The following is a 17,930-nucleotide window of genomic DNA, read 5'->3' as shown; positions in this document are numbered from 1 at the left end:
GCGCCCTCCCTTTCACACGTCCAGCAGCGGCTTGTGCTTGAGATGCCGGGCAAACACCTGCATGAACTGTGGATCGACGCGCGCGCCCCAGACCCCCAGCGAGTGGCCAATCAGCCACAGCACCAACCCCGGCAGCCAGAGCTGCAAACCCAGCCCGACGGCCGCCGCCAGCGTGCCGTTGGCAATGGCCACGGTCCGCGGCGCCCCACCCAGCAGGATCGGCTCAGTCAGTGCTCGGTGCAGCGGCACCTCGAAGCCCGGCAAGTCGACTCCGGCGCTCATACAACCGCTCCGCCAGCGAAGCTGAAAAACGTCAGGAAAAACGACGACGCGGCGAAGGCAATACTCAGGCCGAACACAATCTGGATCAGCTTGCGGAAACCACCCGAGGTGTCACCGAATGCCAGCGCGAGGCCTGTGGCGATGATGATGATCACCGCCACGATGCGCGCGACCGGTCCCTGGATCGATTCGAGAATGGATTCGAGCGGACCTTCCCAAGGCATCGAGGAGCCGGCCGCCCTCGCCGTACCGACGGTCGTCAGCATGATGGCTGCTAGCAACAGGTCGCTCTGGACAGACGCAGCCAGGCGACGCAAGTGCGTGAGGCCCAACCTCAGGTTGGCGACCGGGCGGGAAACAGGGGCATATGCGGCTTTCATGGCAGTTCTCCAGGCGTGGTTGAGGGTAACGAAGCAGAAGCGTTTGGGACGGCATTAGAGGCGTGCTGCGCATCCGCCAGGTGATAACCCGCGCCGTCGTAACCGACCACGCAGGCGATGCTCTCGATTCGGCGAAGCCGGCCGCGCCCGGCGATGACGATCACCACGTTGACCGCCTCGGCGATCAACGCTCGAGGCGGATTTACCGCGACCTCCAGCACCAACTGTTCCAATCGCAGCAGCGCGCCCTGAGCGGAGCTGGCATGGATGGTAGCGATGCCGCCCGGATGACCGGTGCCCCAAACCTTGACGAGGTCCAGCGCCTCCCCACCGCGCACCTCTCCCACCACCACGCGGTCGGGACGCAGCCGCATCGTCGTGCGCACCAGTTCGCGCATGGACACCACGCCTTCACGGGTGCGAAGCGGTACGTGGTCGCGGGCGGCACACTGCAGTTCGATGGTGTCTTCAAGCACCAGCACCCGATCGCCAGTGCAGGCAATCTCGGCGAGCAGTGCATTGGCCAGCGTGGTTTTACCGGTACTGGTGCCGCCGGCGATCAGGATGTTTTGCCGTTCACGCACCATCTCGCGCAGCCAGGCGGCTTGGGCTGCGGTCATCATCCCGTCTGTCACGTAACGCTCCAGTGGAATCACGCCCACGGCCCGCTTGCGTAACGCGAAGGCGGGACCATGTGCCGCGGGCGGCAAGATGCCCTCAAAGCGCTCGCCGGTTTCCGGCAGCTCGGCGCTCAGCAGCGGTTTGCCGCGATGCACCTCCACGCCGACATGCGCGGCGACCAACCGGATGATGCGCTCGCCATCCGCTTCGGAGAGCTCCGCGCCGAGCGGCGCGCGCCCTGACGACAGCCGGTCCACCCACAGCGTCCGGTCAGGGTTGAGCATGACCTCGACGACATCGGGGTCTTCAAGGGCAGCTGCGATGACCGGACCCATCGCGGTGCGAAGCATGGCGATACGCCGGTCCAGCGAGACAGCCTGGCTAGCAGCACTCATCGGCCTCGCTCCCGTGTTTCGTCCGCCGCGCTATCCAAGTGCCGTCCCTCCGGGTAGAGCTCCTCCACCACGTCGCGCACCAGACTGCGGCCACGCAAGAGGTGGCGACCGAGCTGCTCGACGAACCGCTCGAAGCGCGCCTTGCCCTGCGCTTTGGCTGCCTCTTGATGCGCCTCCGGCACGGGTGTGCTGACGGTCAGGAAGTAGCGCACAAACAAGGCCAGCGTCTCGATCTCGATGGCCTGGTCGCGTTCGAGACGCTCGAACTGCCGGGACAGGCGATCCAGTCGCTTGGCGATGGCGGCCTCGCGCTGGTCTCCGGCTTCGGGCGACAGCCAGGATGCCAACGCTGCGGCGACGATGGAGGATTTGGAAACACCCTTCTTAGCGGCGAGTTCGCCCAGTCGTCGAGCATGTTCAGGTTGAATGAACAGGTTGAGGCGGTACTGGCTCATAGCTGGATACCGTCGTCGGGGTCGAGTGCAGCCTGCCGAGCAACACGTTGCATGGCAGGATCAAACTGGCGAGGCAGAACGGGCGGCGCGTCGTCGTCATCGAGCAGAGATAGATCGTTTCCGACAGGCACCTGCTCGGGATCGTAGGTAACGGGTGCGGACAGTTCGGCCTGTCGCCGCGGACCGCCCTCATCGGCGAAGCCGAATGCTAGGCTGTCGCCACCTTCCGATGGCACAGAGGCTACGGGCGATGCCAGGTTGGTCCAGTCGTCTTCGCGCCCTGGCGGAACGTCGGCGTAACGCCCCGCCACGAGGACCGGTGGAGGCAGCACACGCTGTTTGAAGTTGGCATCGTTGTAGTAGCGCAGCTTTCGAGCCTTGATTGGTGCGACGCTGGCGACCATCACCACGGCCTCGTCCGGTGGCAGTTGCATCACCTCGCCAGGCGTCAGCAGTGGCCGGGCCGTTTCCTGACGCGAGACCATCAGATGCCCCAACCATGGCGCCAGCCGATGGCCCGCGTAGTTGCGCTGTGCACGCAGCTCCGTTGCGGTACCCAGCGTCTCGGAAATGCGCTTGGCGGTGCGCTCGTCATTGGTGGCGAAGGTCACGCGCACATGGCAGTTGTCGAGGATCGAGTGGTTCTGCCCGTAGGCCTTGTCGATCTGGTTGAGCGACTGCGAGATCAGGAAGGCGCGCAAACCGTAGCCGGCCATGAAGGCCAGCGCCGACTCGAAAAAATCCAGCCGGCCCAGCGCAGGGAACTCATCGAGCATCAGTAGCAGCGTGTGACGCCGCTGTACACCGTCGCTGCCGTCGAGCGATTCGGTGAGGCGTCGACCGATCTGGTTGAGGATCAGGCGGATCAGCGGCTTGGTGCGGCTGATGTCTGAAGGAGGCACCACCAGGTACAGCGAAACCGGGTGTTCGGCAGCAATCAGATCGGCAATTCGCCAGTCGCAGCGTGAGGTTACCTGAGCCACCGTAGGATCGCGGTACAGTCCTAGGAACGACATGGCGGTGCTCAACACACCCGAGCGTTCGTTCTCGCTCTTGTTGAGCACTTCACGGGCAGCAGACGCCACCACTGGGTGGGTCTCGTCACCCAAGTGCCGCGTCGTCATCATCCGGTGCAGCGTCACCTCGAAAGGGCATTGCGGGTCGCTCAGGAAGTTGGCGACGCCACGTAAGGTCTTGTCCTCACCGGCATACAGCACGTGCAAGATAGCGCCGACCAGCAGCGCATGGGAGGTCTTCTCCCAATGATTGCGCCGCTCCAGCGCGCCTTCCGGGTCGACCAGAATATCGGCGATGTTCTGTACATCGCGGACCTCGTGCGCACCCCGGCGAACCTCCAGCAGCGGGTTATAGGCGGCCGAAAGCAAATCGGTCGGATTGAACAGCAGGCAGTGCGAAAACCGCGCGCGCCAACCGGCGGTCAGGTTCCAGTTCTCCCCCTTGATGTCATGGATCACCGCCGAGGCAGGCCAACTCAGCAAGGTAGGAACAACCAGACCGACCCCTTTGCCCGAGCGAGTCGGTGCAAAGGCAAGAACATGCTCAGGGCCTTCATGACGCAGGTAATGGTCGTCGTGCAGCCCGAGAAGCACACCGGTCGGGCGGGTGAGCCCCGCCTTACGGATGTCTTCAGGTTCGGCCCAACGCGCCGAGCCGTAAGTGGTGACCTGACGCGACTGACGGGCGCGCCATATCGACATGGCGATGGCGACGCCCACCGCGACCATGCCGCTTGCACCGGCGATCGTACCGCCGGTGTCGAACACCTCCGGCGCATAGGCACCGAAAAAAAACCACCAGTCAAACAGTCGCCAGGGGTGATAGATCGGCGTTTCGAAAAGCTCGAACCAGGGCAAACCCAAACGAGGCTGATAGCCCAGCGCAGCAGCCGTCCATTGCGTCGCGCTCCACACCCCGGCGATCACGACACCGAACACAACGGCAATTTGTCCGAACAGTACGTTGGTACCGAGCATGACGGCGCTCCCCCTTTTGCGTGCAGCACGCTTGAGCTGGCTGCGTGGGGAAGCTTCGGTGCCGTTCCGGTGCCGGTCAAAGACCGTTATCGGAACAACAATGGACCAAAATGCACCAATGAAGGCTTGGGCTAGTGGCAACGAAACGCCGCAAGCGTGAACGCGTTGCGGCGTATCGGTGGGACCGTTGGAGATTTTGCGGAGGGGTAACGCCTAGAATTTGGGCACCTCTTTCGACGGCGTATAAGGCACCCTTCCGTCCCCGATGAAGCGCCGGCGCGTTGCTTCGGCCACTCGATTGCACAAGGCATCACCGAGCTTGGCGCGGTCCAGCTTGCATTGCGGGCGCAGCTCTTCCAGCCGCGCAGGGTCGGCGGCCAGCTCGTCAACTGTCGGCAGCGGCACCTCAGGTTTCCCGGTTTCGCCGCAGGCGGTGAGTGCCAGTGCACAGAGTATCGGTGTCAGGGTTCTCATGGCTCGTTCCTCAGGGTTGCGGTTGAAAATCGAAAGGGGCAGGCCCGCTAGCCTGCGTGCGTAGGCGACCAGATAGACGGTTGCGGAGGTCGCCCGAGAGCAGCCGACAGACAGAACAGCGTGACGAGGCCTTCAAATCCCAACACCGCGGGACCTTCCAAGCTCCCAAGAAACCGAATTACCCCGTGCCGTCGCGGCAAGCTGCTGACCCAGGCGCGGCTCAATGACAGGTTTCCACGGCACCAAGCTGAACGCCTTGGCATCCTCCAACAGGGCGTAACGGCCACTGGCGAGCATGACGCTACGGCGATAGAGGCCGGCCACGCGCTGGCCTTCTTTCAGCGGCCGGTACGTCAATCCAGTTTCCGTGGCGACCTGCTCAGCTACCCGGGTGAGCTCCCGGTTACGTAGCGTCGCCAAGAGATTGCGCGACAGAACCACGCGCTGAGCCTGACGCTCGGCCAGCCCCTGCTCCACGAGGAAATCGGCGCGTTGGTGCAAGGCCTGCTTCACCTCATCGGCAAAGCCGAGGTCACCCAGCCCTCGCTCGCCGCCGATCAGTTGCTGATCGAGCCAGGTGGCACCGATCACGCGAGCTTGCCGTTCAATCGGCAGATGGGATTTCAACTGGATGACCACCCCACCCAAGCGCTTGGCGTCGTACTGGCGGCCGCGCTCGGGTAGATCGGCCGGCACTTTCCACAGTCCGTCCGCCAAACGTTCAACGATGCCCGCCCGACGCAGCGCTTCGAGTCGCCGCACATGGGCTGCGACGAGTTCCTGTGGGTCACGGTTACCGTTCGCCTGGCCCTTGGTGATCGCCAGATGATGGTCGCAACGGTACAGACCATCGCCCGCGAGTGCGGCGATGGTACGGTCCGTCTCCCGTATCTTGGCCGAGCCGCGTACGCTCACCACCGAGCCGGTCGGGTAGTTGGCCAGTTCGTCGCTCGCACTGAGGGAGACGTAGTGCGCTTTGCCATCCAGACCATCGACGACCAGATAACCTCGGTCACCGAGCTCATCGGATAAGCCTTTGGCGACCACCCGCCCTGTGACTGCAACCCCGTCCTCTTTTGGCGCGAACACGGCCAACTCGCGCGACCGTCCGCTCATGGCACGCTGCAGGGTGCGAATGATGTCGCCTCGCTCACCCAGGGTGCGCAAGGTTGTCTGCGCGTCGGCCTGAATGGACCATGTCCCGGGCCGGACCTCTTCAGCCAGTCCCATTTGCTGTAGTCGCTGGAGACGGCCAATCAGCGCCAGGCGCTGGCGTTGCAGCGGCGGCTGGTTAAAGCGTTCGATTCGCAGCGTCCGCTCAGGCCCGGCTTCCAGGCACAACGTGCGATCCAGGCTCGTCCAACGCTCCTGGTTCACCTCACGTTGCAAGGATTGCTGAAGTTCCAACTCGGTGCGGGGGCCGAGCCATTCGGTGGCCAGTTCGGCGGCCCGACGGCGGAAGCCGTGGGCGATGTAGTCGCTGGCAATGATGAGGTCCTTGCCGGTGTCATCGCGTCCTCGAACGACGAGGTGTGTATGCGGGTTGTCGGTGTTCCAGTGGTCTACCGCCACCCAGTCCAACCGCGTACCCAGGTCAGCCTCCATACGTCCCATCAGCTGTCGGGTGTAGGTGCGCAAGTCGTCAAGTTCAGCCCCGTCCTCCGGTGCGACAATGAAGCGAAAGTGATGGCGATCATCAGCACAGCGCTCCCGGAACGCGCCCAAATCAACCTCATCCGTCTGTGGTCCGTAGGCTCGGCCTGCTTCGCCGTCGCGGCCCGCGCCATCACGCTCGATATAACCCAGGTGCTTGGCCAATGATTGCGGGCTAGCCTGGCGCTGGTTGACCAGCAGGGTCTTGATGGTCACCCGGCGTGAGAACGGTGTGAGCGAGGCGCCTGCGAAGCGCGCTGCCGTGTGCCCTCGCCCCAGCCGCGAGCCGGGCCGCTGACCAGCGTACCGGCCCTTGCCACTGGCCAAAGCCGGACGGCGTACAGCCGACTTTCCGCCAGCCTTGCCAACCTGCTTGAGCACCTTGGAAACGAAGCCCTTATCGCGACTCTTCGGCGCACCAGGGCGAAGGCGAAAGTCATCATCGCGGCGGTCGGTCATGACGGTGACCTCAGCAAGCAGAGGCGAAGCCCGGCGTGTGAGGCACGCAGAAAGGCCAGCATTAGTGCGCCTTGCACGCCATATACGGCACGGCGAAGACGCAGCCGCGTGCCGCACCTCCCCCACGTGCAGACTGGCGTTGCGACCGTCCGGGTGCCGCCCCCTTTTGTCTTGCCTTCCGCCTTTGCCAGCCGCATATGCTCCAGGCGTCGGTGGTCTGTCGCAACTGTGTTGCTCGCGGCGAGGTCGCCGACGGACATCGCAACGGCCGCTAGCTGCTTATGCTCAAGGCAAGACAGCTGCACGCAGGTTGGCTGCGCCGGTTGCAATCCGTAGCGCGATGCGAACACGTCCGTGCTCGCACGACGATACGAAGGCAGGCGCAAGTCCTGCACACGACTTGAGGCGACAGGGAATAGCGAGTCGGCACGCTTCATTGTTCCGACCCCAGCCCAAGCGAATGCGCAATACCGAGCACGGCGGAGGTATCAACGGGTCCGAAATAGCGACTATCGAACGACGCCGGGTTGGTCGGACTCAGCAGAAACAGCTCACCGGGTCGAAGCCGCCGGCATCCCGACCAAGCCTGCAGGCGCCGACCCACCCTGTCTGTATGCAGCGCTACAGCCACGGCAGCGTTGTCGATGTGCACGGTGCGGTCAGCGATGCACACGTGCTGTCCTGCCACTGCGGCCACGCGCTTGAGCAAAGGGACGTCTGTCGGCAGGTAGCCGCGCTGCGCTGCAAGCGTGGCGGCGGCGTCCGGGAGGCGAATCAGCACGATGCGGCCAACAGGCCACGCGTTAGCCTGCCGTCCTGCTGGATCGATTCGATACCAGCCAACCGGCACGCTGTCCGAAGCGTTGTAGACGAACCGGGCATCGGGGCGCATGAAGGCCGACCACGCCAGTGCCGCTAGCCCACAGGCGCTAAGCGCTGCGATTACGAGGCGACCACGGCCTCGGCGAGACAGATGTGCAGTGGCATTGCTTATCACTGCAGTCCCCTCCTCGCCAGCCAGGCACCATGGCGCTCAGCGCTGTAGACGGGAATGGCCAGGCGTGCGGCGAGTCGGTTGTTCAGCATGCGCCAATACGCTGGTGACACCGTCGTCGGATCGATGCCCTGCGCCTCGATGGCATCAATCAGCGGCAGTACCGTGCGCACTGCCGGCTTGCCGATGGCGTGCAGCAGCAACCGAGCCCCTGGCACCACGCCGGCAATACGCTGCACCGCGTCCCGTTGCGTGCATCCCTGCATCACCGTCAGTTGCCAGCTGACCGTGCCGTACTCGTTGGCTTGCCAGCGAACGCGGCAGAAGATGGCGCCGGGCAGAAACACGGCTATACGCCGCATAGGGTCCAGGCGGGTAATACGCACCGGATCACCGAAGCGCAGGTAGGCCTGGATGTGCTGCGGCGCGTGGACGAGGGACACGCGTGTCAGCGGCGCCGCGTCGCTCTGCCCGCAACACATGGCGAAAACGGAGTTCGTCGCCGGCGTGGCAGTAATTGTCTGTACAGTCATCCTGTTTTCTCCGGAAATTCGCGCTCCAAGAGCCCCCGCAGCAACTCGGCCACCGTCATGTCTTGGGTGAATGCCGATACCTTGATCCGGGCGCGCAACGCCGGGGTGATGTCGAGGGTCAGGCGCGCGCTGTAGAGGTCGCGCCTGTGCACGACGTTGGCGTCCCTCTGACGAACCCAGGCTTCGGCATGCGGGTCCGCGTGAGGACGCACGCCGATGGGCGTGCGTTTGTCGCCAACTCGGGTCATGCCGACCACCCCAGCAGCTCGTCCACCAGGGCAGTGATTTCGCGCGCGGCGGCGCTGTCGGGTGCCGTCTCGCAGGCAAGACGGCCCGACGCCACACTGTCGGCGAAGACAATGCGCTGGCGAACCTCAGCACGTAGCGCCGGTATAGGCTGCTCCGCCAGCGCCTGACGCGCTTCACGGCCGATGATGGTGGTGCTGATGCGCCGGTTGATGACAAACGCTGCCGCCAGCTCAGGGCGAAAAAGCTGCGCCTCGCGGATCAGTGCGACCATTTCGTCGCTGGCCCACAGGTCATACGGGCTGGGTTGTACAGGGATGATGACGCGGTCAGCGGCCAGCAGAGCAGAGCGTGCAAGCGCCGCGATCCGGGGTGGTCCATCAATTACGACGTGATCAGCGCGGCGGGCCAGCTCAGGCGCTTCCTGGTGCAGTGTTTCACGGGCTAGTCCCACGGCACTGAACAGCCTGGGCAGGCCCTGTTGCGCGCGCCGTTGCGCCCAATCCAGCGCTGAACCCTGCGGGTCGGCGTCGAGAAGAACGACATGCTGACCGCGCAATGCGAGCTCGCCTGCGATATGTGTCGCTAGGGTGGTCTTGCCCACCCCTCCTTTCTGATTGAGCAGGGCAACGATCATGGTCGGCCCCTCCTCTCCCTGGAACGGATCAGCCCGTGCCGTCTTACGCTTGTCCACCGAAACGGCAGCCCTTTACAAAAAGTTAGAGCTTTTAAGTTAGAGAAGTTAAGGGACGCTGGAGACCTCGCCAGCCCTGGCCTACAGCGGATTTGACACGCCTGATAGCACGATAGGGACACGCCCGATAGCACGATACCCGACACGCCTGATAGCACGAGTCCGTCCACAGGTTGTACCGCGACTATCCCCGTGCCGTAGACGGCACGGGCCGGAACGTAAGCAGTTCCGTTCCGCTCTCCGGGATCCGCTCGATGCCCAGCACATAGCCCGGCAATGACTGCCGCGCCACCAGCGCACGCAAATCGCAGGCGAAGTCGTAGGGCCTCGCGGTACTGCCTGACTTGCGATGCAGATGCCTGAAATCGAATTGCCAGCCGTCCGGCTGCTTCCCACCATGCTTGCGAACCAAGCGATATAGCCAACGTTCGATCCCTCCGGTGAGCCGGAAGTAGGCGGGATCGATGGTCAACACCAGCGCTGCATCCAACACACCCGCGAAGAACCAGTCCGGCAGGATCATCTCTATGCCCAACGGCGCACCGCGAGCGTCGGCCAATTCCTTCCACTCGTTGATCCACGAGAAGCGATGCAGCCGCCGCCCGGTTGTCTCGCGAATAGACGTGGCCACCGTGGTCGACTGCAGGCGATCCAAAGCCGCCTTTAAGCGCTGATAGTCGCGCAGCGACACACCGCGCCCGATGAAGCGCAAGATCTCGTAGGGCGTCGCGCGCATCAGCCGTGACGGAGCGATGCCGGCATCGCGAGCCGCCACGATCTGGCTGGCCGCCCAGATCAGGATGTCGGCATCCCAGATTGTCGCAATGCCATATTCCTGAGTGCCCTCCACGCGCACCGTGACGCCAGCCGTGCGGAAGTCGATTGGCGTCGTACGCCGCGACTTGGATAGCGAGAAGAACGGATGTGCCATCAAGTCCTGGCTGTCGCGCGGCGCCATGTCGCCTGGCAGCGCGCGGAACAGGTCGAGCTGGGCACGCTCGTGCTCCGAGCTGGCCATACGGCCGCCAATCAACGCGCACGGCTGTCAGCCGAGTGCTGCTCGGCGTACTCGGGATCGGAGGTGGCCTCGAAACTGTGCTGGTCAGCCCAGGCATCGAGGTCGGCAATGGCATACATGACGCGGCGACCGAACTTGCGAAAGCGCGGGCCACCGCCGATCACACGTTGCTTTTCCAGCGTACGTGGCGACAGGCGAAGGTAGGTGGCCGCCTCTTCGTTCGTGAGGTAGCGCTGCGGCTGGACAGCAGCAAGTTGCATCGATGTGCCGGGCGCAGCAGCAGGCTGCACAGGAGCAGGTCGCATAAGGTAAACCTCCAGCATTCAGGATAGCCAGCCGCATTAGTGCAGCCGGATGGAGCCAGTCTCAGACAGCTGGGCTCCCCTGTTCAGGGTCGTTTTGGTGATGGTTCGGAACGGCCCTACCCTGCAGGTCGAGCCGTGCCAGACGCCGATAGTCATCGAGCATTAACCTTCGGCCTCGGCGGACCAGGCGGCGGACCTTCGAGCGCAGACTAGCGTCGGCATGCCAGCCCTGTGTTACCGCCGCAGAACCGAAGAGGCACAAGGCGACCTCGCGTAGAGAGGCACCCGCCAGGCTGGCATCCAACGCCTGCAAAGTGTGCAGTTCAAGCAAGGCGGTGGCGCTCGGCCTAGAAAAGCTCTGTGCCAGTGGCGTGGTATGGGAGCCGGCGGCCAGTTGGTTCAGCGCTTCAGTCATGACGCACGCACGAGACCCCGGTCGGCGGCCTGTGCGCATGGCGACAACGAACGCGTCGCCATCTTTCAGGCCAGGCGCCATTGCCAGCCTGATCCGGCAGCCGGAAATACTGGTGGCCACGCGTAGACACCGACCGTCATGGACTAGGCCCTTGCGGCCCGGAATGTTCCAGAAATCCAATGCTGCCGCGTCGGGCGTGGAATAAACGTCGGGGTGGAGCTGGACCAGCCCTGGATGCTCCACAAGCCAGAGCGGATGCGCGTCGCGGGCGTCCAACCCCGGATCTTCCAGCACGCGCAAACCCCAGCGGTGCGCGGCCGCAGCCCGGCGCACGCAGTCTTGCCAGTCACGCCGGTACTCCGGGTTTCTGCGCAGGTACTCCCAGGCAAGAGCATGCTCATCAAGGTGCAGAAGGTAGAGATAGGCCGCGGTGGGACACCTCTGCTCGGCGTTGCGATGAGCCATCGGCCAACCTCCCTGCTTCGAGATAGCCGCCCCTGGCTCGCAACGGAAAAACGACGGCCGCTATGCGAAGACCAATAACGCCGGAGCGCCAGCCGAACCATCTGTTCGCGACACGAAACAAGGACGTGCAGTGCTGAGCCATCCTGCATCGTTCGGGGGTTAAACAATGACCCGATAGGTCAGGCTTACGTCCGTAGAAGACAGAAACACCGATTCAGACACTGCCGGTCTGACCGCTTACGGTTAGTCACAAATACGCTTTTGCAGGGATGGGTTTGTGCACGAAACCGCCGAGCTGCCGATACGGGTTTGTGCATCGCTCCAAATGAACGAACCCGCCTACGGACGAAACCGTAAAAGAGCAAAAGCGGAAACCCGGCTTTGCATGTTTCTGTAAAGATGTAAAAAGCGCTTTGACGTTTCTGCCCGAAACGGCCACCAATACTTTCTGAAAAAGCATGGAAACATCATTGCAATAAAACGATTTTTCTCCATTCAGGCGCGACCGATCGAGCCAGGCCTGAGAAGAGCCAGCTAAGAAGCGGCCAGAATCGAGTTCGCCAGCGTGGCCGAGCTCTGGGACGGATTGCGCGCTGGATAGCATTGTTCACGACGCCGGCACGTTCGGCTGTAGTTCCGTAACAGTGCCCCGCCACAACGGGCGGGGCGATGAGGTGGTCAGGCTACCGACTTGCTGCGCGACCAGATCAAGTTGTGCGTACCGTTCTCGTCTTCTATCAGACGGGCGTAGATCGTTGCCGGAAACGAAGGATCATCCAGGGTCACGGACAGGTATGCCCGATCGGCCTGGCTGACTTTCTCCCATGCCGCGCCGATGTCGTAGCCACCGGCCGTCTGGATGCGATAGTCGGGGGCGTTTTCGCTGCTCCTGTCGTTGGGAACGAACTTGACCTTGACGTTGAGCGTCAGGGTGCGAACAGTGCCGGTGAAGCCGTCGTTCTGTGCGGTGAAAGTGCCGATGTTGGCCATGGTGATTTCTCCTTTCGGGGTACCAAGGTCGCGCCCATCGCGTCCTTGTTGTGAACCGGCAGACGGAGGTCGGGCTGGCCGCACCGCACAGCGGCCGCAACAACGTGGAGGACCGAGAGGCGCACAGAATTTGTGGGTGAGGAATCCGCACAGCGGAGGGGAAATTGTTTGCGCCGAACGGTTGCTGCCATGAAGCCCGAGGCACAGCCGTACCACCGTCAGGATTCACGACAAGCCAAGGACGCAGCGGGGCGAACTTTCCCGAAAGGAGTGCGGCCAACTCGGACCTACAGCAGGACGCTTCACCGGTTTGCTCCCTGAAGCGGGCAAAAAAGGCCTGCATCGCAGACGACAAGCGAGAGCGCCTTTGCGCACTGCAGGAACTTGCTTGAGGCGTGATGCCCATGTTGGCTGGCGGGCAAGACGAGGCCACCCCTCCTTCTTGGTTTTTTCGATGAATAATGCGACGCCCCGTCTTCGAAACAAAGGATGCAGATTAATGGCTGATTATAGGAACAGCTGGAAGCAGGAATCGAACCTGGACCCGTATAAAGCGCCCATGGTGTGAATTTAATGAATAATAACCCTAAACATGCCTTGGCAATTTGGGCCAAGCAGTACGAAATCAGCAGGGATGACATTCAGGAGAGAAAAGAGACAGCTTTAAGGTTAGCTATTGAAGGGATCGCTGACGGCTCAATAATTTCACTTGATGGCGTAATATCACCGCTTTCACAAAAAATCAAAGCGCATCATGGAGTTAGTCTCTTTGAGATGAACGGCAATTGGATCGAAACAGCACAGTATTGGACGTGCCCCTGCTGCGCACGAGGGAAGTTTCAAATTTCTAGATTGGGCGGCAAAGGACAAATCCTTGCGAAACTCGTAGAGCATCACGACCATATGTCTGATGCACTAAAAGCCGCATTCAGAAAGGTTTTCATCGAGAGCGGTACCGATAAACCTACTAGTACCGGGTTAGCGCTAATTGAGCGAATGGCACCAGCGTTTTCGGCCTACCCATCCGTTTTGATCTGCGAAGACTGCAACAACGCAGATGCTGCTGCAAAGAAGGTCATTTCGGATACAGGCCGAAAAGTTGATTGGCATTCTTTCTCCATTGGGCAGATTAGCCAGTTCATTATCGCCCGCAACCATGCCCCGCACATTATAGACAAAGTAAAAGTTCTAGAAATTTGGAATCTCGCTCGCCCTGCTTACGTTGCACGAATGAACTTAGTATACGAAGTAGCAAAAGCCGCAGTGCTACATGATTATTGGTTCGAGAGATATCAAGGGGAAACGACCCCGGTACCTACCTTATCTAACGGATTTAGCAGATTCAACGGACTAGAGCTAGTTAATGGCGAAGCGCTAGTTCATGAGATGGCAAGAAGCACCTTTAAACACAAATCTAACTACAGTAGATGGCGCTCAGGAGAACAGAGCATCGGAGACATACCACCTCCTAATTTCTTAGCAATCATACAATCACTGCCGGGATGCGCTCGTATGTGGGCTGCACTTCCGGACCAATGGAAATGCCCTATATGTGAGCGCTCCAAGTATCAGATCGTCAATTATAAAAAAGGAAAAGTTAGCTTCCATACCCACGGACCGACTCGATACAGCCCGGCCTGGAAATCTACTGGGCAAATCTGCATAGGATGCTTCAATGTAGTGACGGCTCTGAAGCGTGAACTGCAGATAGATTACGGCGTAGAGGTCAACTCTCCTTTTGACTGTATTACACCTGGCGAAATGCGAAGCATCATTCGGGCTATAGCCCATTCATCACATTTAGTGGATCCGGAAATGGCAGAAACACTCGTGACTAAATGGCAACCGCGTTAATTAAAAGCGACAGAACTGTCTTCAATATGCCTCAATCGCGAGTACGCCCCAGCATGTTTGCCCTCCCTCAACCCTCGCGCTAGACTGGCCCGGTCGCGGTAAATCCCGCGACCGGGCGTGAGAACCCGGCGTGTTTGTCCAAGGCGCGGTTGCGCCGTAGCGCACAGCCAGTGTTTGCACTGTGCTGTAGCGACGCTATGGCGGGCCGTGTGAGGCAGGTTTCGGCCTGGCCGGTTCCCTTGGACGCCGGTTCTCACCCTTGCACGGTCCGCCACCCTTGCTCGTGAGAAGGCTGGATGGCGGCTCCTTAACTGTCCAAGGAGCACCAGCAACATGCGATACGTCCTTTTTATCCCCGCGCTCCACCTCGATTCAGCAGTCCAGTGTTGTGTCACCTACTGGGAGGTGGGCAATGGCTGATCTTGAATCCAGACTTCTACCCTTCCCTCACCGCCCACGAGCGCCGTCGCCGCTTTCATCCGCTGCGTGCGCCTCTGCACGACAGCCTGTGTTGTCTGAAGCCGAGCTGCGGGCCTATATGGTCAAGGATTTACTGCAGCAGATAGGCGGACCTGATGGGTTTTATCCCCAGGACCTGCGGCTAAAGATGACGCTGTATGCCGCCGAATCGCTGCTCGATGAGATGGTGGTGCTGTATCGGCGAGCCGTATCTGGGGTGGCTTTAAGCTGAGTTAGTTGGCAGGCCGCTGTAACAGCGGCCTGCCAGCTAGCGTTTCGTTGCGGCTCGTTGGCTGGACTTCCAACACGCCTAATGTTGGCAGTTATGTTTGCTGTTCACGGACCGCTCGAGTTCTTCCTTCCTCCATGGATGTGGCTAGATGTAAAATACGGCCGCGTTACTTCGCAGCTCAAGCGAGATATTTGTGACCCTGACTGATGCGACGATCGCACTTCTTCTTACCGCCAAGCTCCACGGCACGAATGCGGCAGTAAAGGCCACTGCCAAGCGTTGCTCCCAAGCTCTCCCCCGCAGCAAACGCGACCTCATGTTTACCGTGATGAACAGTCGCGAGCCCCTGAAGCTCGTCGGGCACATCGCTCAAAACTTGGACCAATAGCGTCTTCGGTAGCAGTCGGCTGATCCGAGGTCTCGATTCAACTCTCCGTGGCGGAACACCACGCACGGTTACGACAACGTTCGAAATATATGAGGGGCCGACCGCCCGACGGCCCCTCCGGGTGGGCTTCAGGCTTTCAACTGGCGCAGGCCATCGGCCAGAAGCCACAGGGCACGGTTCAGGCGTAGGTCCTGGTCGATGCCCTGCACGGGGCGGGTACGCTGACGGCGTCCGCTATTGCTGCGCCCGACCAGACCGCCACGAATGAGGTTTTCCTGGGTTCGGTTGAACACGCTCCAGAGGTCGGCTCGGTTGTCGTCGAGACGGCGCGGGGCCAGCACCTGCCGTTCGGTGATCGGCGCCGGCTTGGCGTGATCGCCATACTTGAGAGCCAGCGCGGCACGGGCGAAGACTTCGGCCTCGCCGCCATCCAGGGTGACAGCGCGCATGGCCTCGCGCGACACCTGCGCCTGCTCGAAACCGTGCAGTACTTGGTAAGCGCCCTCTATCACCTGGGCGGCCACGTCGCCTTTATGCGGCACGCGCGCGTCCGCTACGGTGTCGCCGCAGACTAGGCCGTTCTGGCAGACGAAACGGAACATGCCGGCCAGCATCTGGTAGCTGCTGGTGCCGTCGTGCGAATTCAGCAGGATGATTTCATTGGCCTCGCCTCGGGCATCAATCTGGCTGGCATGACGCAGGCGGATCATGTGCTTGGTGAAGTCGCGCCGGTCGTCCCGGCGCACCCGGGTCTGACACACCATGAAGGGCTCGAAGCCCTCGCCGCGCAGATCCCGCAGCACAGTCGCGGTGGGAATGTAGCTGTAGCGCTCGGAGCGGCTTTCGTGCGGTGCATCGGCGAAGATGGACGGCGCCACGGCGCGAATCTGCTCATCCGACAAGGGGGATTCCGAGCGCAGCACCGGGGAGCGGTACGAGAAGTTGGAAGCAAGTTGCATGGTCGTTCTCCTGACAAGGTTTGCCGTTCAACCCCCACCGGATTCCTAGATTCGGAGCCCGCTTTCGGCTCCTCCGGTGGGGTCGGCACGAACACCTGGGCTGGCCTCGTTGCCACCGTCTTTCCTGAGTTCATCGCCCGCGACGGTCAGGAGCGCGCGGACAGGTGCCATCAAGGAAGCAAGCGCCGGGATGGTGCGGCCCGCAGGCGCAGCCGAGGACACGGCCCGGCGCGCCTTGAAGGCGCGAGGCCGCGCGCTACAGTCGCGACAAGGTGATGAAGTCAGGGAAAGACGGATTGACAGGCAATGGCCGCAGCATGGGCGGCGGCCCCACGCAAGCGCAGCGCGCAGGCCCGGAGCAGCCGGGTCGAAGGCATCAGCCGAGCACAGCGAGGGAACGATGGAAGCCCAAAGGGCGAGACTTGCGCAGCGAGGCTCGATGCACAGCACGACAGCGCGCCCGGCCATAGGCGGGGGTGCCCAAACAGCTGAAGTACCTGAGAGCCGGTCAAGCAATGTGGTTTGGGGTACCGACACACCCAACAAGGTCAAATAGGCTGAAGCGACTTCAACATAAGGGATGACACATGCCTACAGCGCAGACCATGACCCCGCAGCAAGCCTGCGAAAACATCCTGATCGGCGAAAAGCGCTACAACACCGAGCGCAGCGTTCTGCGTAGCGAGAACGCCATTATCGATCGACTGCTCACTCGCGGCCTCGAACTGAAATCAGCCTACGGCGAGCTGTACGAGAAGCTGCACTCGCGTCCGCCGGACCTCAGGGTATTGCTGGGCCTTTTGCTGAGTACCGCAGCCTTTTGGAGCCCGGAAAAGATCGCCAAGTCCCGCGACCGGCGAGACGAACTCATCGAGACCAACCGTCAAATTGGGCGAAAGGCCGCGGAGTTAGCGCAGCTGCTGGAGCAGCGTACCTGGCTGCATGAAACATCCGGTTTCAGCAGCCGCACCCACTATCACGTTTGCGATGTGATCGAGGCGGCGGCCGGGAACCACTCACTGTTCAATGCCTATGTGAAAGACCGCCTGGACGCCCTCTGCGGCCAGTTCGACCTGAAATACTGGCCCTCGCCGGATCAGCTTGTCCGAGCCCTCGCAGCGGACGCAAATAGCGCCACTCTGGAGGCGACCGATCCGCTGACCCGCGCCGCGTCTACAGGAACGCGGCCTTCGCGAACCGACTTCTTCAAGGCATTGTTTGCTGCCATTGAGGAAAACAGCACACAGAGCGGCGGACCTCTGCCCGAAGATTTTCGGCTCAGCGATGGCGCGCTCGCCTCGTTGGCGAATTGCGCGTTGGACTTGGGGCCGGATGACCTTGCGGACAGCACCTACGTAAAACGACTTCGCCAACGCCTCCGCGACAAGTGATGTGTGCCGTGGCGCAGCACAAAGATGGCCGAAGCCCCCTGCGAAGCAGGAAGAGGCATTACGGGCACGCAGTTACCCCAAACGTTCTCACGGACGCAATCAACAACGTCTAGAGTCGTACCAGCGATGCAGGCAATACATATATCCGCCCAGGCACCGCCGGTTGTGGCAGCCACAACGATCAGTAGTCAGGCGGGTCAGATGCCGCGCTCACGCACTCTTAAGCAGGCTGTGTAAAACGTTTGCATGGGATACCCTATCGCCACGAATCAAC

Annotated in this window: 19 protein-coding genes; 3 read left to right on the top strand and 16 right to left on the bottom strand. The window is 61.7% G+C overall.

What is annotated here, in order from left to right:
- Positions 1 to 12: 12 nt before the first annotated feature.
- The 15 genes from E0D86_RS17150 to E0D86_RS17075 all read right to left on the bottom strand — a co-directional run bounded on the left by E0D86_RS17150 (position 13) and on the right by E0D86_RS17075 (position 12,373).
- A complete protein-coding gene (locus tag E0D86_RS17150; protein ID WP_131651247.1) occupies positions 13 to 282 on the bottom strand; it encodes a VirB3 family type IV secretion system protein in 270 nt (89 codons plus the stop codon).
- A complete protein-coding gene (locus E0D86_RS17145) occupies positions 279 to 662 on the bottom strand; it encodes a TrbC/VirB2 family protein (RefSeq protein WP_131651246.1) in 384 nt (127 codons plus the stop codon). Before E0D86_RS17145 ends, E0D86_RS17150 begins: the two co-directional genes overlap by 4 nt.
- Positions 659 to 1,678 carry a P-type conjugative transfer ATPase TrbB gene (gene trbB, locus E0D86_RS17140; protein ID WP_131651245.1) on the bottom strand — a complete coding sequence of 340 codons (1,020 nt, stop codon included), beginning with the start codon at positions 1,676 to 1,678 and terminating at the stop codon, positions 659 to 661. The genes E0D86_RS17145 and trbB overlap by 4 nt, the downstream gene beginning before the upstream one ends.
- Positions 1,675 to 2,133: a CopG family transcriptional regulator gene (locus tag E0D86_RS17135; protein WP_131651244.1), complete on the bottom strand. Its 459-nt coding sequence runs from the start codon at positions 2,131 to 2,133 to the stop codon at positions 1,675 to 1,677. The genes trbB and E0D86_RS17135 overlap by 4 nt, the downstream gene beginning before the upstream one ends.
- Positions 2,130 to 4,127, bottom strand: a complete 1,998-nt coding sequence (locus E0D86_RS17130; RefSeq protein WP_131651243.1) for a conjugal transfer protein TraG — start codon at positions 4,125 to 4,127, stop codon at positions 2,130 to 2,132. The genes E0D86_RS17135 and E0D86_RS17130 overlap by 4 nt, the downstream gene beginning before the upstream one ends.
- A 213-nt stretch (positions 4,128 to 4,340) precedes the next feature.
- A complete protein-coding gene (locus E0D86_RS17125) occupies positions 4,341 to 4,601 on the bottom strand; it encodes an EexN family lipoprotein (RefSeq protein ID WP_131651242.1) in 261 nt (86 codons plus the stop codon).
- 132 nt (positions 4,602 to 4,733) lie between these two features.
- Entirely contained in the window at positions 4,734 to 6,713 is a 1,980-nt protein-coding gene (locus E0D86_RS17120) for a relaxase/mobilization nuclease and DUF3363 domain-containing protein (RefSeq protein ID WP_131651241.1), read from the bottom strand.
- A gap of 433 nt (positions 6,714 to 7,146) precedes the next feature.
- Complete coding sequence (locus E0D86_RS17115) at positions 7,147 to 7,710, bottom strand: S26 family signal peptidase (protein WP_256681252.1); 564 nt, start codon at positions 7,708 to 7,710, stop codon at positions 7,147 to 7,149.
- Positions 7,707 to 8,240 (bottom strand): DUF2840 domain-containing protein, encoded by a 534-nt coding sequence (locus tag E0D86_RS17110; RefSeq protein WP_131651239.1) that lies wholly within the window; start codon positions 8,238 to 8,240, stop codon positions 7,707 to 7,709. Before E0D86_RS17110 ends, E0D86_RS17115 begins: the two co-directional genes overlap by 4 nt.
- Positions 8,237 to 8,488, bottom strand: a complete 252-nt coding sequence (locus tag E0D86_RS17105) for a chromosome partitioning protein ParB (RefSeq protein ID WP_126190214.1) — start codon at positions 8,486 to 8,488, stop codon at positions 8,237 to 8,239. The genes E0D86_RS17110 and E0D86_RS17105 overlap by 4 nt, the downstream gene beginning before the upstream one ends.
- Positions 8,485 to 9,123, bottom strand: a complete 639-nt coding sequence (parA, locus tag E0D86_RS17100) for a ParA family partition ATPase (protein WP_131651238.1) — start codon at positions 9,121 to 9,123, stop codon at positions 8,485 to 8,487. The genes E0D86_RS17105 and parA overlap by 4 nt, the downstream gene beginning before the upstream one ends.
- A gap of 241 nt (positions 9,124 to 9,364) precedes the next feature.
- Entirely contained in the window at positions 9,365 to 10,198 is an 834-nt protein-coding gene (locus tag E0D86_RS17090; protein WP_177493063.1) for a replication initiator protein A, read from the bottom strand.
- 11 nt (positions 10,199 to 10,209) lie between these two features.
- Positions 10,210 to 10,503 carry an AlpA family transcriptional regulator gene (locus tag E0D86_RS17085; RefSeq protein ID WP_131651237.1) on the bottom strand — a complete coding sequence of 98 codons (294 nt, stop codon included), beginning with the start codon at positions 10,501 to 10,503 and terminating at the stop codon, positions 10,210 to 10,212.
- 61 nt (positions 10,504 to 10,564) lie between these two features.
- The gene (locus E0D86_RS17080; protein WP_131651236.1) at positions 10,565 to 11,383 is read right to left on the bottom strand and encodes a DNA -binding domain-containing protein; all 819 of its coding nucleotides are present in this window, start codon (positions 11,381 to 11,383) and stop codon (positions 10,565 to 10,567) included.
- Positions 11,384 to 12,061: 678 nt separating this feature from the next.
- Positions 12,062 to 12,373 (bottom strand): DUF736 domain-containing protein, encoded by a 312-nt coding sequence (locus E0D86_RS17075; RefSeq protein WP_126190209.1) that lies wholly within the window; start codon positions 12,371 to 12,373, stop codon positions 12,062 to 12,064.
- Positions 12,374 to 12,946: 573 nt separating this feature from the next.
- On the opposite strand from E0D86_RS17075, the gene E0D86_RS17070 reads away from it, so the two are divergent.
- Both E0D86_RS17070 and E0D86_RS17065 read left to right on the top strand, forming a co-directional pair.
- A complete protein-coding gene (locus E0D86_RS17070) occupies positions 12,947 to 14,227 on the top strand; it encodes a hypothetical protein (protein ID WP_131651235.1) in 1,281 nt (426 codons plus the stop codon).
- Positions 14,228 to 14,639: 412 nt separating this feature from the next.
- The gene (locus tag E0D86_RS17065) at positions 14,640 to 14,918 is read left to right on the top strand and encodes a hypothetical protein (protein ID WP_131651234.1); all 279 of its coding nucleotides are present in this window, start codon (positions 14,640 to 14,642) and stop codon (positions 14,916 to 14,918) included.
- A 516-nt stretch (positions 14,919 to 15,434) separates the two neighbouring features.
- Here the strand turns inward: E0D86_RS17065 and E0D86_RS17055 are convergent.
- Positions 15,435 to 16,265, bottom strand: coding sequence for a DUF932 domain-containing protein (locus tag E0D86_RS17055; RefSeq protein WP_131651233.1), 831 nt, complete (start codon positions 16,263 to 16,265; stop codon positions 15,435 to 15,437).
- Between the two features lie 587 nt (positions 16,266 to 16,852).
- Between E0D86_RS17055 and E0D86_RS17045 the strand changes: the two genes are divergently transcribed.
- Positions 16,853 to 17,656 carry a hypothetical protein gene (locus E0D86_RS17045; RefSeq protein WP_131651232.1) on the top strand — a complete coding sequence of 268 codons (804 nt, stop codon included), beginning with the start codon at positions 16,853 to 16,855 and terminating at the stop codon, positions 17,654 to 17,656.
- Positions 17,657 to 17,930 lie beyond the last annotated feature (274 nt).

The sequence above is a fragment of the Pseudomonas sp. IC_126 genome (assembly GCF_004331835.1).
Classification (GTDB): domain Bacteria; phylum Pseudomonadota; class Gammaproteobacteria; order Pseudomonadales; family Pseudomonadaceae; genus Stutzerimonas.
The sequence above is the reverse complement of the archived record's forward strand: the minus strand, read 5'-3'. Positions and strand labels throughout refer to the sequence as shown.